This is a genomic window from Halomonas sp. NO4 (assembly GCF_010994375.1).
GTDB lineage: Bacteria > Pseudomonadota > Gammaproteobacteria > Pseudomonadales > Halomonadaceae > Halomonas.
The window spans coordinates 77,981-90,672 of the sequence record NZ_WHMA01000013.1 but is presented as its reverse complement, the minus strand read 5'-3'; the positions used below and the strand labels follow the sequence as shown (position 1 = coordinate 90,672).

The window sequence follows — 12,692 nt, the reverse complement described above, 5'->3', positions numbered from 1 at the left end:
GCAGCCCCGTGGGGCGCCTGCTCGATCAGGCCAAATCCACATGAAGTGACGAAGAACCTATCAGAAGCGGTCCCAGTAGGGCGGGTCGCCGAAGTATCCTTCCAGAAAATCCACGAAGTGGCGCACCTTGCTCGCCAGCAGCTGGCGGTGGGCGTACACTGCATAGAGCCCGAGCGGCTCAGGCTCATGCTCGGCGAGCACTACCTTGAGGCGGCCCTGGCGGATGGCATCGCCGGAGAGAAAGGTCGGCTGCAGCGCAATGCCTGCTCCGCCGATGGCGGCTTCCACCAGCACATCGCCATTGTTGCTGGTCAACTCGCTTCCCTCACCGCCGCCGCTGCGCGGCAGCCACTGCAAGAGCGGCTCCTGACTCTCTTCCATGTAGCGGTAACGCAGAAAACGGTGCCCGGCGAGGTCCCGGGGACGTTCGGGGGTGCCGTGGGTTGCCAGGTACTCGGGCGAGGCGCACAGCACCAGGCGCACGGGGGCGATGCGCTTGGCAATCAGAGAAGAGCTCTTCAACCGCCCGATGCGCAGTGCCATATCGAACCCCTCTTCGACGATATCGACCTTGCGGTCGTTGAGCTGCAGATCGATGTCCACGGCGGGGTTGGCCCGCTGGAAGTCGTTGATCAGTGGCGCCAGATGGCGGATGGCGAACGACACCGGGGCGCTGATGCGTAGCCTGCCCTGGGCCTGGCTCTGCAGCGCGCCGAGTTCGCTCTCCATGTCGTCGATGTCGGCCAGCACCTGCTCGGCGCGCTGCCGGTAGGCGGCGCCCGCCTCGGTCAGGTGGAGCCGGCGGGTGGTGCGGTTGAGCAGGCGCACGCCCAGGTGGCGCTCCAGCTGCGAGACGTACTTGCTGACCAGCTGGGGGGAGAGCGCCAGGCGCTCGGCCGCCCGGGTAAAGCTCCCCTCGGCCACCACGGTGACGAAGGTGCGCATGGCATCGAGACGGTCCATGGCCGGCTCCTGGTGGGTGGAGAGTGATTATTATCAACGCTTCATGGTTAATCATGCAATGCTGGCGCCCTTATTCCGCTCACTTGGCGATAGTAAAGTCTCCTCATCGCTCGAGGCCACCCGGTGCCTCGGCTACCCAAGACACCCAGATGAGGTAGGCATCATGAAGACGCAACTTGTGAAAACCCTGTTCGACACCACCGGCGGCTATGGCGCCCTGGCCCTGCGGGTGCCGGTCGGCCTGATCCTCGCCGCCCACGGCGCCCAGAAGCTCTTCGGCTGGTTCGGTGGCAATGGCCTGGCGGGCACCGCCCAGTGGCTGGAGAGCATCGGGCTGGCGCCCGGCCTGCTGATGGCGCTGCTGGCCGGCGGTGCCGAGTTCTTCGGCGGCCTGGCCCTGATGCTCGGCCTGTTGACCCGCCCCGCGGCGCTGGCCTCCGCCTTCACCATGCTGGTGGCCATCGTCAGCGTGCACCTCGCCAACGGCCTGTTCGTGGCCAACGGTGGCTACGAGTTCGCGCTCAGCCTGCTGGCCGCCAGCGTGGCGCTGACGCTTCTGGGCGCCGGGCGGCTATCACTCGATGGTCTGCTGGCAAAGCGGTTCTGATCGCAGCATCCAACTCTGCTCGGTCACCCTCCCGCGGCGGAGGGTGACTCAATGACGGGAGGACGACACATGCTGGTCAACGGCATCTGGCAGGAGAACTGGCAGCCGGTACAGGCGCAGGACGAGCAGGGGCGATTCATTCGCCAGACTTCGACCTTCAGGAACTGGATCACACCGGATGGCGCCCCCGGCCCCACCGGCACGGGCGGCTTCAAGGCCGAGGCGGGGCGCTATCACCTCTACGTCGCCTACATCTGCCCCTGGGCCTCGCGCACCTTGATGGTTCGTCGGCTCAAGGGGCTCGAGGAGATGATCGGCGTGACCGTGGTGAACCCGCGGCTGACCGACCAGGGTTGGCAGTTCGGCGGTTTTCCCGGCGCCGGCGAGGATCCCCAGAACGGCGTTCGTTACTTGCACGAGCTCTATACTCGCGCCGACCAGCAGGTCTCCGGCCGTGCCACGGTGCCCGTGCTGTGGGACAAGCAGACCGGTACCATCGTCAACAACGAGTCGGCCGACATCCTGCGCATGCTTAATAGCGCCTTCTCGCCTCTCGTCGACCAGGGGCCGGACCTCTACCCCGAGGCCCTGGCCGCCGAGATCGAGGCGCTCAACCGGTCGCTCTACACCGACCTCAACAACGGCGTCTATCAGGCCGGCTTCGCCTCCAGCCAGCCGGCCTACGAGGAGGCCTACGGCAAGGTCTTCGCCATGCTGGATGCGCTCGAGGCGCGCCTCGGCGACGGACGGCGCTACCTCTTCGGCGATGCCCTCACGGAGACCGACATCCGCCTGTTCGTGACCCTGGTGCGCTTCGATGCGGCCTATCACGGGCTGTTCAAGTGCAATCGCAACACCCTGAGTGCCATGCCGGCCCTGCACGCCTACCTGCATCGCATCCTGGCGCTGGACGGCATCGCCGAGACCGTCCATCTCGACCACGTCAAGGCGGGCTACTATTCGATCAAGGCGTTGAACCCCAGCGGCATCGTGCCCATTGGACCCAGTATCCTCTGAGGTACCTGAGGCGCAGGCCCATCAACTTCATGATTTACATAATAAAAAATGGTGTCCATCTGATGCTTGGGGTGACAGGCGCTGGATTTGGCCCCGTGCTATACATCGTCCTGGTGGCCTTTGGCCGGAGCTGGCCTATGCTGCAGACAGGCCCCCTTCCGGTATCCGATCATGATCCAGGGCATTGTTCTCTGCTTTGCCTTTCTCGTCGCCCAGCTGGCGGTACTGCACTATATCGACCGTCGCCTCGCCGATGACGCCAGCGATGCGCCCGAGGCGTCAGCGGTGCTGCCCCTCGCCCAGCAGCACGAGCACGAGGCAGGAAAACCGGATCAGGAAGCCGGTGCGTGACCGCACTTCATCCCGATGCAGGGAATCTAAGGGCAGTGACCGGCTTGCTCGATGCCCGCAGTAGTCCTGAGTTTGGGGGCTGCCGAGAGAGCAGCGGGGTCAGCGAACCCTGCCGGAGTGGCGCTTTTGCTCCTGCCGGCTCAGAATCGCCAGTGTCAGGACCGTGAGAGGCAGCACGACATACAGCATGACTCCGGTAAACCCGGCCAGTGCATCATGTTGGGCCGTCGCCAGGATCAGGTAGAGGGTATAGGCGGCGTAGTAGCCCAGCAGCAGGGCGCCCTCCCAGCGTGTGATGACGCCACCGGTGAAACAGATCGGCAGACAGGCCACCGCCACGGCCAGCATCACGGGGATGTCGAAGCTGATCATGGCGGGCGCCACCAGGATGCCGGACGGCGCCAGCAGGCTGCTCACCCCCAGCACGCCGAGAATGTTGAACACGTTGCTTCCGACCACGTTGCCCACGGCGATATCCCGCTCGCCGCGCAGGGCCGCGATCAGCGAGGTCATGACTTCGGGAAGGGACGTGCCCGCCGCAATGATGGTCAAGCCGATCACCTGCTCGCTGACACCCAGGTAGCTGGCAAAGGCCACCGCCCCCTCGACCAGCCAGCGCGAGCCGAGCACCAGCAGGGCCAGGCCGGCTGCCACCAGCAAGAGGTTGACTGTCCAGACATTGCTGGCAGACGGCGTATCGTTGTTGCCAGCCGTGGCACCCCCGCGAGACCGGGCGTTCTGGAATAGCAGAAAGGCGAGGTAGGCGACGAGGCCCGCTGCCAGCAGGACGCCATCCAGGCGGCTCAGCTGCCCGTCCAGCACGAGCAGCAACAGTGCCACCGAGAGGGCGACCATCAAGGGAATATCGAAGCGGATCAGCTGCTGAGCGACCAGCAGCGGCGTGACCATCGCCGAGAGCCCCAGGATGAACAGCACGTTGAAGATGTTGCTGCCCACCACGTTCCCCATGGCGATGCCCGCCTGGTCCGCGAAGGCGGCCTTGATGCTGACCGCCAGCTCGGGCGAGCTGGTGCCGAACGCCACCACCGTCAGGCCGATGATCAGCGGCGAGACGCCGAGGCGTGCCGCCAGCCGTGAGGCGCCGCGCACCAGCATTTCGGCGCCGACCAACAGAAATCCGAGTCCCGCCAGAAACGCGATGTAGGCCATGCTTTCTTCCCCCAGTGGTTCCGTCACATCGCATGATAAGCGATCCGGCTGCCCCCACTGCCATGAAACGTACCACTGCCCGGCTGGGCTGGAGAGAGATCGGCGACCTGACAGCCCTCACGCCAACCCGTACCAGGCCTTCCATCAATTAGCGTATCCTTGGGGCCAAGGATCTGGGCGATAGCAACCAGGTTCATGGAAAGCGTAAATTTTTCAGTCACCTCCTTTGCTTGGTCGTGCCGTGCTGCCTGACTACTCCTGGCTCGCCTGGGCCCTGATCGTGACCTCCACCTACCTGACTGGTGTCTCCAAGGGCGGCTTCGCCGGCGGTTTCGGAGGCCTATCGGTGCCACTGATGGCGCTGGCCATCGGCCCTATCGAGGCGGCGGGACTGCTGTTGCCTCTACTGCTGGTGATGGATGCCTTTACCGTCAAGGCGTGGTGGGGGCGGCACGATGCCGTCGAAGTGCGCCGGCTGGTGCCGGGCCTGGTGGTGGGCGTGGCGGTCGGCACCCTGCTTGCCGGCCGCCTCGACGAGGACGGCGTGCGTCTGCTGCTGGGCGTGCTCTCGCTGCTGTTCGCCGCCTACATGCTGGTGAAGCCCGCGGCGTCGCGTCCGATTTCGCCCCGCTGGGCGCTGCTCGCCGGCAGCGGCTGCGGCTTCACCAGCTTCCTGGCCCACGCTGGAGCGCCGCCGCTCAACCTCTACCTGATCCCCCGGCGACTGGCGAAGGAGACCTTCATCGCCACCAGCGCCATCGCCTTCGCCGCGGTCAACCTGATCAAGCTGCCACCCTATCTGTGGCTCGGCGAGGTCAATATCACCAGCGCCTGGGCGTCGCTCGCGCTGGTGCCGGTCGCATGGGCCGGGGTGAAGAGCGGCCTGTGGTTGCAGCACCGTGTCAGCGAAGCACTCTTCTATCGCCTGGTGATACTGGCCATGGCCATCGTCGGCGTGCAGCTGGTGATCAAGGCGCTGGGATAACGCACTCTACTCAAGCCAAGGGTGACGATCATGTTGACGCCGCTGCCGTGAGGTGGTGCAGAGCTGCCGTGTCAGTTCAGGTAGGCGGCCAGGGCATCAAAGGCTGCCCGTTGGAGTTGGGCCTGGCGAGCCCAGAATTGCAGCACTTCGTCTGCGTCGCATCGTTGAGGGGGCATTCGTTGGGGATTCATCGTGTGGGCCCTCCTGCAGGGTCAACACCCCTAAGGCTAGTCCGTTATTGCTGCATTGCAACATGATTTTTTACGCGATAAGTCAGTGCTATTCGTAAGTTTGTGTTGCGGTGCAATATTTTTCAATCGCGACAGGTCGGCGGACGGAGACGGAGTGGTACCCGGGTTGCCGCGCTCGCGCATTGCAGGACAAGAGCGCCTTGCCTAGCCTGGACTTACGACAGGTCCGCTATGGCGTCGTCGAGACGCCAACAGGCAGGGTGGTATGAGCGAGACGGATCTCGGCACGCTGGATGTCAGCGCCTTGACGGTGCTCTACCGGTCCCGCGAGGCCTCGCCCCGGGAGGCGACGCGCGCTGCGCTTGCCCGCATTCACCGCTTCAATGGCCGGGTGAACGCCTTCGTCCACGTGGACAGCGGGGGTGCCGAGGCAGCGGCCATGGCGTCGGAGCGGCGCTGGATGCAGGGCAGCCCGCTCAGCCCGATCGACGGGGTGCCGGTGTCCCTGAAGGACCTGACTCAGGTGGCGGGCATGCCCTGCCGTGAAGGCTCCCTGACGGTACCCGATACGCCCTGCGAGACGGATGCGCCGCCGGCCCGCATGCTGCGCGAGGCCGGGGCCGTCATCCTGGGCAAGACCAACACGCCCGAGTTCGGCTGGAAGGCGGTCACCGACAACCGCGTGTTCGGCGCCACCGCCAACCCCTGGGACACGCGCCTGACGCCCGGCGGTTCCTCGGGCGGGGCTGCCGTCGCGGCGGCATTGAACATGGGGGTGCTGCATCAGGGCGGGGATTCCGGCGGGTCGATCCGTATCCCGGCGGCCTTTACCGGCGTCTTCGGCTTCAAGCCGACCTTCGGCTGGACGCCCCAGTGGCCCCCGGCCAAGGAGCCTTCCCTGTCGCACCTGGGGCCCCTGACGCGTAGCGTCAAAGACGCCGTCTACATGCTCAACGTCATGGGCCGCTATGACTTTCGCGACCCCTACGCGACCCGCGGACAGCCGGACGACTGGGGGCGTGATCTCCACCAGGGCCTGCATGGCCTGGGCATCGCTTACTCGCCGGATCTGGGCTATGCCGCGGTGGATCCGCAGGTTGCCGAGTGCGTTGCCACGGCGGCGCACCGGCTGGAAGTCCTGGGCGCCGAGGTCGTGGCGATCGATCCGGGATTCGACTCGCCCCTCGAGATCTTCAAGACGCTGTGGTTCACGGCCTCCCTGGAGCAGTGGACCCAGCTCGACGCCAGGCGCCGCCGGTTGCTCGATCCGGGGCTGGTCGCCAACGCGCGGGAGGCGGAAGCCTGGAAGGCGGTGGACCTCTTCCGTGCCCTGTCCCGGCGAGCGCGGCTGACCGAACGCCTCGAGCACTTCAACCAGCAGTACCACCTCTTGATGACCCCCGCCGTGGCGATCGAGCCCTTCGCCCTCCACCGGGAGGTGCCCGCGGGGCGCGGCATGCGGGACTGGGAGGAGTGGGCGCCCTTTTCCTACCCCTTCAATCTGAGCCAGCAGCCCGCCGCCTCGGTGCCCTGCGGGTTCACCGACAGCGGACTGCCCGTGGGCTTCCAGCTGGCCGGGGGCAAGTACGACGACGTGCGCGTGCTGCGCGCCTGCCACGCCTTCATGGAAGCCTATCCACCCCGCTTTCCCGCCGCGCCGATCCCGGCGGGGTGAGCGGCCGCGGTGGGTTCCCCCGGGGCCGCTAGGCGGTGCCGCGAGCCAGGGCGTCACGCTTGAGGCGAACGATGGTGATCACGTTGGTCACGAAGATCAGCGACTCGGCCAGGGTGCCGCCGATGGAGCCGGCCAGCACGTTGCTGACGATCCAGCAGAAGGCGGCGGCAGCCAGCACCAGGCGCATGGCAATGCCGCGCAGCATGAACATGCCGTAGGTGCCGAGCAGGCCGGCCGCCAGCGCAGGGAGGTCCCGCAGCCCGTTCCACATCAGCACGGTGATCGCCAGGGTAGCCACCAGCATCAGGTACATGAGGCGCTGGTTGGCGTGAAAGCGGCGCGCCAGGGCAATGCGCAGCACGATCAGTGCCGAGATGCCGGCCGCCACCCAGCTCTGGAAGAGGGCGAACTGGGCGGCGAAGGCCACGTTGGCGAACAGCAGCAGCACGAAGAGGCGGTCGTCGCGCTTGCTGGCGAAGGCGACGAGGCACAGGGCCAGGGCCGTCAGGCTCACGCCCTGGCCCAGCAGCCATCTCAGACTGATCTCGTCCATGCGCGGCTCCGGGTAGTGGGGAAGCTGGCGACAAGGTGGACTGGCATGCTAGCACGTCGGGACGGCGGGGCATGAAGCGGGTGCGCTCGTCGCTGCAGGCCCGACGCTCGTCCGGGCGGGGCCGGTCGAGCGCGAAGGGGGCTACACTGGGAGGCAGGTGTTTCGGCAGGAGTCGACGGGCATGCCGCCATCCCGTGACACGCGCTCGCCTCGGCACGACAGTGCCGATGCTCCGGCCTTCGTCATCCAGCAGCACGCGGCCTCGACCGTGCACTATGATTTTCGCCTCGAGGTGGAGGGTGTGCTGAAATCCTGGGCGATCCCCAAGGGGCCCTCCACCGACCCGCGCGAGAAGCGTCTCGCCCTGCCCACGCCGGATCACGCCCTGCCGTATGCCGACTTCGAGGGGGTGATCCCCGAGGAAGAGTACGGCGGGGGCACGGTGCTGATCTGGGATCGCGGGCACTATCGCCCCCTGGCGACGGGCGATGCGAGGCCCCGGCCGGTCGCCCGGCAGATCGAGGAGGGGCATGTCACCCTGTGGCTGGAAGGCGAGGAGATCAGCGGGGGCTATGCGCTCATTCGCACCGGTCTGCAGGGCAACGGCTGGCTGCTGATCAAGATGGACGACGACAGGGCCGACGCGCGGCGCCACCCCGTCGCTACCGAGCCTCGCTCCGTCAAGAGCGGTCGCACGCTGCAGGAGGTTCGTGACCATGACGCTGGTTGATCGACTGGCGGAAGCCCATATCCAGAAGGCGATCGACAGCGGCGAGCTGGACGACCTGCCGGGGCACGGCAAGCCGCTACGCCTGGACGACGACAGCCTGGTGCCGGAAGCGCTGCGTGCCGGCTATCGGCTGCTGAAGAATGCCGGCTACCTGCCCCCGGAACTGGAGCTGGTGCGCGAGATCCGCGAGGTGGAGAGCCTGATCGCGCGCCTGGATCACGGCGAGCAGCGGGAACGGGCCTGTGTGCGGCTCGACCTGTTGCGCAGCCGGCTGCAGGTGCGCGGGCGCGATCCGAGCCTGCTGTTGGAGCGGGGCGAGTATCGGGATAGGCTGCTCCGGCGCCTGGACAGGGAAGACTGAGCAGGCGCCACCCCGATCGCGCCAGGCTTGCCGCGCCCCTTGCCTGCACCGGTCTGAGCGGGTCAGGCGCGGGGTGCGGTCTGCTGCATGGCATGCCCCCAGGCCGCCGCAAAGGCGTCGGCCGGCAGCGGTCGGTCGAAATGGAAGCCCTGGGCGTGGTGGCAGCCCATGTCGGCCAGGGCCAGGGCCTGCTCCCGGCTTTCCACCCCCTCGGCCACCGTTTCCATCCCCAGGGCCTGCGCCATGGCGATGATGGTTTCCACGATGGTGCGGGCGTGGTGGCTGTCGAGCATGTCGCGCACGAAGGAGATGTCGATCTTCAGCGCGTCGGCGGCGAAGCGGCGCAGGTAGGAGAGCGACGAGTAGCCGGTGCCGAAGTCGTCGATGGCCAGCGCGTAGCCGGCCTCGCGCAGGGCGCGCGTGATGCCCACGGCCTGTTCGGGGTCGCGCATGAAGTCGCTTTCGGTCAGCTCCAGGGCGATGGCCGAGGGCGGCACGTCCCGGGCCAGGGAGGCGATGTGGCTGGCGAGCTGCGGGTCGGTGAACTGCTGCGCCGAAACGTTGATCGACAGCCGACCGGGCAAAGGCGTGCCGGCCTTCCGCCAGGTCGCCAGCTGGCGCGCCGCCGCCTGGAGCACCCAGTCGCCCAGCGGCCGGATCAGGCCGCGCTCCTCGGCCAGGGGGATGAACTCCCCGGGGCTCACCCAGCCCCACTCGGGGTCGTGCCAGCGACACAGCGCCTCGGCGCCCACCAGTTGCCCATTCTGCAGGTCGATCTGCGGCTGGAAATGCAGGGCCAGGCGATCCTCGCTCAGCGCGGCGATGAGCCGCTCGGTCATCTGCTGGCGGCGTCGCAGGTTGCGCGTCATGGAGGCATCAAAGGGGCAGATGCCGCTGTCCTGCTGCTTGGCGTGGTAGAGCGCGATGCTGGCCGACTTGAAGAGCTCGTCGGCGCTGGCGGCATCGCGCGGGTAGCGGGCCATGCCGATGCTGACCTCGAGGTTGAAGTTGCGATGGCCCAGCCGGACGGGGCGGGCGATGGCCTCGCGCACCCGGGCCAGGCTGTCATCGAGGGCGGTGTCGCACGTCTCGGGCACCAGCAGGGCAAACTCATCGCCGGACAGGCGCGCCAGCGACTCGTGCCGGAACAGGGTGCGCTGCAGCCGACCGGCCAGCGTGGCCAGCAACTGGTCGCCTACCTGGTGGCCATGGGTATCGTTGACCTCCTTGAAGCGGCGGATATCCAGCAGCAGCAGGCCGAGCCGGCCCGGGCCCTGGGCGGCCGCCTCGTGCAGGCGCGTCAGCTCTTCCATGAATCGGATGCGGTTGGGCAGGCCGGTGGTGCCATCCGTGTAGGCCAGCTGGTGCATGCGGCGATGGTCGCGGCGGCGCTCCAGCTCGGCGGCCGCCCCGGTGGAAAGAATCCGCAGCACCGAGGTGGCGAAGAGGTTGGCGCCCAGCGGCCGGCGGTAGAATACCGTGATGAGGCCGATGGGTTCTCCCCGGGTATTGTCCAGGCGACGTCCGATCCACGCCTGGGCGCGCTGCTGGCTGCCGGGCAGGCGAGCCTGGGCGTTCGCCAGCACCATGGCCTCCTGTTCGTCGAGGATGCGCTGGCAGGGGCTGCCCGTCAGGGAAAAGCTGCCGATCTCGAGGGGTTCGCCGTCGGCGATCGCGCTGATCATGCTCAGGGTGGTGGCACGGCGGTCGAGCGGGGCCCTGCCCGGTGGGGTGTCCAGCAGGGCGATGAAGCCGGCATCCGCCTCGAGGACCTCGACCAGGGTGTGGATCAGCTGGTGGAAGTAGCCGTCGCCGAGGCGGGTGGTGATGGTCGAGGCGACCCGCGTCACGGCATCGCGCACGCGCTGCGCCTCGTGCTGCTCGGTGATGTCGGTGATGAAGCCTTCGAGACAGGCCACCTCGCCGGTGTCGTCGATCACGGCCTGGCCCTGTTCCCACATCCAGCGCAGGGCGCCATTGGCGTGCCGCAGGCGATAGGTCACCTGGAAGGGCTGGCGCCGGTCGGCGGCCGCCTGCACCTCGGCGAAGAGCCGCTCGCGGTCATCGGGGTGGATGAGCTCGGCGAAACTGATCTGGCGGTTCTCGATCAGCGCCTCGGCCGGGTAGCCGGTGAGCGCCTCGACCCCCTGGCTGACGACCGTCATGGTCCAGTCGCGGTCATTCAGGCAGCGGTAGGCCATGCCGGGCAGGTGATTGAGCAGGGTGTCCAGGCGACGCTCGCTCTCGCGCACCTGTCCTTCGCTGGCCTGCAGGGCGGACTGCGCCTCGCGGCGGCCGAGCTCGGCGCCGGCCTGGGCGGCGGCGATACGCAGGATTTCCCACCCCAGTCTCGGCATCTCCATGGGCCGGTCGCGGAGCACGGCGAGCACGCCCAAGGGCGTGCCGTCCACGGCGAACAGGGGCAGGCCGAGGTAGCTGTCGGCGGCCAGCCGCTGCAGCAGCGCGTCGTCGGGAAAGTGCGCCTGGACCTCGCGAGGGTACTCGCAGGGCGCCTGTCCGACCACGGTCTCGCAGGGGGTGCCGGCGAGCGGATACGCGAGGTTGGCACGATGGGTGCCCCGCGACCACACGGCCAGCGTGTGGGCCTGGCCGTCGCCGCCGAGCTGGGCGATGAGCACGTGGTCCACGTCGAGAAGGCTGGCGAGCCTGGCCACCAGGCGGTCGAAGAAGTCGTCGGCGTCACCCCGGCTCAGCCCTTCGGCGAGCTGGCGAAAGGCCTCCTCAGCGCTGGAGCGGACCTGCATTGCTGTTCTCTTCCATTCCTATGGCCTTGTTTTGAATGCCCATCCGTCAGAGGGAGTCCCGGTGGCTAAAGTGACAGGAAAGCGCGACAGGGTAAATAGCCGGGCGGTGCAGCGGTGCGCGGTTGGCGCCTCGGGTGGTACGCTCGATGGTGTGAGCCGACAATGGAGGTCCCATGCCCTCTCTCGCGTCCCGCGCCGCCTGGCTGGCGGCACTCCTTGTGGTCATGGCCAGCGCCCCGGCGCTGGCCGATCGCTGTCCCGCCCCGGGTGAGTGGCAACGCCCCGGTGAGGCGACGCCCCTGGCGGCGGCGGCGCTGTTCGACGAGCTCGCCGAGCAGCAGGTGATACTGCTCGGCGAGCAGCACGACAACGCTGACCACCACCGCTGGCAGCTGCATACCCTGGCCGGGCTGCAGGCCCGCAGCCCGGAGCTGGTGATCGGCCTGGAGATGCTGCCCCGCGAGGCGCAGCCGGCGCTGGATGCCTGGGTGGCCGGCGAGCTCGACGAGGCCGAGTTCCTGGCCGAGAGCGACTGGCAGCGGGCATGGGGCTACGATCCGGCCCTCTACTGGCCGATCCTGCATTTCGCGCGCCTGCACCGTATTCCCGTCAAGGCCCTGAACATCCAGCCGACGCTGCGGCGCCGCCTGGCGGAGGAGAGCTGGAGCGACATTCCGCTGGCCGAGCGCCACGGCATCACCGTGCCCGCCGCGGCGCCCGCCGCCTATCGCGACGCCCTGGCCGAGCTCTATGCCCGCCACCCCGGCGGCGACGGCGAGCAGGGGTTGGCGCGCTTCATCACCGCTCAGCTGGCCTGGGACCGCGCCATGGCCACCGGCCTGGCGGAGGCGGCGGAGAGCGGGGCCCTGGTGGTGGGGGTGATCGGCCAGGGGCACCTGCGCTTCGGCCATGGGGTGCCGCACCAGCTTCGCGATCTGGGCGTCGAGGCCCAGCGCACCCTGCTGCCCTGGACGGTGGGCGAGGCGGACTGCACGCCGCCCCCGGCGAACCTGGCCCAGGCGGTGTTCGCCATGACCGAGACCGTCGCGCCCGCCCCGCCGAGGATGCTCGGCGTGGCCCTGGTGCCCCACGAGGCCGGGGTTGAGATCCACCGGGTCGTCGAGGGCTCGGTGGCCGAGGCGGCGGGCCTCGCGGCGGGGGATGTCATCCTGGGCGTGGCCGGCGAGCCGGTGACCCACCCGGCCGACGTCAGCCGCCACGTGCGCCGCCAGCCCGCGGGTACCCTGCTTCCCCTGGAGGTGCGCCGTGATGGCGAGGCCCGGGAGGTCCTGGCGCGCTTTCCACCCCATTCGCCATGAGGTCG

12 protein-coding genes are annotated in these 12,692 nt (G+C 68.1%); 8 read left to right on the top strand and 4 right to left on the bottom strand.

The genetic code is table 11. The annotated features are described in order from the left end of the window. Positions 1-60: 60 nt before the first annotated feature. Positions 61-963 (bottom strand): LysR family transcriptional regulator, encoded by a 903-nt coding sequence (locus tag FEF15_RS11315; RefSeq protein ID WP_163559267.1) that lies wholly within the window; start codon positions 961-963, stop codon positions 61-63. A gap of 163 nt (positions 964-1,126) precedes the next feature. Between FEF15_RS11315 and FEF15_RS11310 the strand changes: the two genes are divergently transcribed. From FEF15_RS11310 to FEF15_RS11300, 3 genes are all read left to right on the top strand, one after another. Next, entirely contained in the window at positions 1,127-1,570 is a 444-nt protein-coding gene (locus FEF15_RS11310) for a DoxX family protein (protein ID WP_163559266.1), read from the top strand. A 51-nt stretch (positions 1,571-1,621) separates the two neighbouring features. After that, positions 1,622-2,587, top strand: coding sequence for a glutathione S-transferase family protein (locus FEF15_RS11305; protein WP_276208210.1), 966 nt, complete (start codon positions 1,622-1,624; stop codon positions 2,585-2,587). 171 nt (positions 2,588-2,758) lie between these two features. Next, a complete protein-coding gene (locus FEF15_RS11300) occupies positions 2,759-2,938 on the top strand; it encodes a hypothetical protein (RefSeq protein ID WP_163559185.1) in 180 nt (59 codons plus the stop codon). 99 nt (positions 2,939-3,037) lie between these two features. Here FEF15_RS11300 and FEF15_RS11295 read toward each other — a convergent pair whose 3' ends face one another. Further along, on the bottom strand, positions 3,038-4,108 hold the full coding sequence (locus tag FEF15_RS11295; protein ID WP_163559265.1) for a calcium/sodium antiporter: 1,071 nt from the start codon (positions 4,106-4,108) through the stop codon (positions 3,038-3,040). Positions 4,109-4,349: 241 nt separating this feature from the next. Between FEF15_RS11295 and FEF15_RS11290 the strand changes: the two genes are divergently transcribed. Together FEF15_RS11290 and FEF15_RS11285 are read left to right on the top strand one after the other, a co-directional pair. Further along, a complete protein-coding gene (locus FEF15_RS11290; protein ID WP_163559264.1) occupies positions 4,350-5,093 on the top strand; it encodes a sulfite exporter TauE/SafE family protein in 744 nt (247 codons plus the stop codon). Positions 5,094-5,549: 456 nt separating this feature from the next. Further along, positions 5,550-6,959 (top strand): amidase, encoded by a 1,410-nt coding sequence (locus tag FEF15_RS11285; protein WP_163559263.1) that lies wholly within the window; start codon positions 5,550-5,552, stop codon positions 6,957-6,959. A 28-nt stretch (positions 6,960-6,987) separates the two neighbouring features. On the opposite strand, the gene FEF15_RS11280 is transcribed toward FEF15_RS11285, so the two are convergent. Further along, positions 6,988-7,512 (bottom strand): YgjV family protein, encoded by a 525-nt coding sequence (locus FEF15_RS11280; protein ID WP_163559262.1) that lies wholly within the window; start codon positions 7,510-7,512, stop codon positions 6,988-6,990. A 181-nt stretch (positions 7,513-7,693) separates the two neighbouring features. On the opposite strand from FEF15_RS11280, the gene FEF15_RS11275 reads away from it, so the two are divergent. Both FEF15_RS11275 and FEF15_RS11270 read left to right on the top strand, forming a co-directional pair. Further along, positions 7,694-8,242 (top strand): DNA polymerase ligase N-terminal domain-containing protein, encoded by a 549-nt coding sequence (locus tag FEF15_RS11275; protein ID WP_163559261.1) that lies wholly within the window; start codon positions 7,694-7,696, stop codon positions 8,240-8,242. Continuing rightward, a complete protein-coding gene (locus FEF15_RS11270; protein ID WP_163559260.1) occupies positions 8,229-8,603 on the top strand; it encodes a DnaJ family domain-containing protein in 375 nt (124 codons plus the stop codon). The genes FEF15_RS11275 and FEF15_RS11270 overlap by 14 nt, the downstream gene beginning before the upstream one ends. A 62-nt stretch (positions 8,604-8,665) precedes the next feature. Here the strand turns inward: FEF15_RS11270 and FEF15_RS11265 are convergent, their stop codons facing one another. After that, complete coding sequence (locus tag FEF15_RS11265; protein WP_163559259.1) at positions 8,666-11,368, bottom strand: EAL domain-containing protein; 2,703 nt, start codon at positions 11,366-11,368, stop codon at positions 8,666-8,668. A gap of 173 nt (positions 11,369-11,541) precedes the next feature. Between FEF15_RS11265 and FEF15_RS11260 the strand changes: the two genes are divergently transcribed. After that, positions 11,542-12,687, top strand: a complete 1,146-nt coding sequence (locus FEF15_RS11260) for a ChaN family lipoprotein (RefSeq protein ID WP_205598518.1) — start codon at positions 11,542-11,544, stop codon at positions 12,685-12,687. Positions 12,688-12,692: the final 5 nt, after the last annotated feature.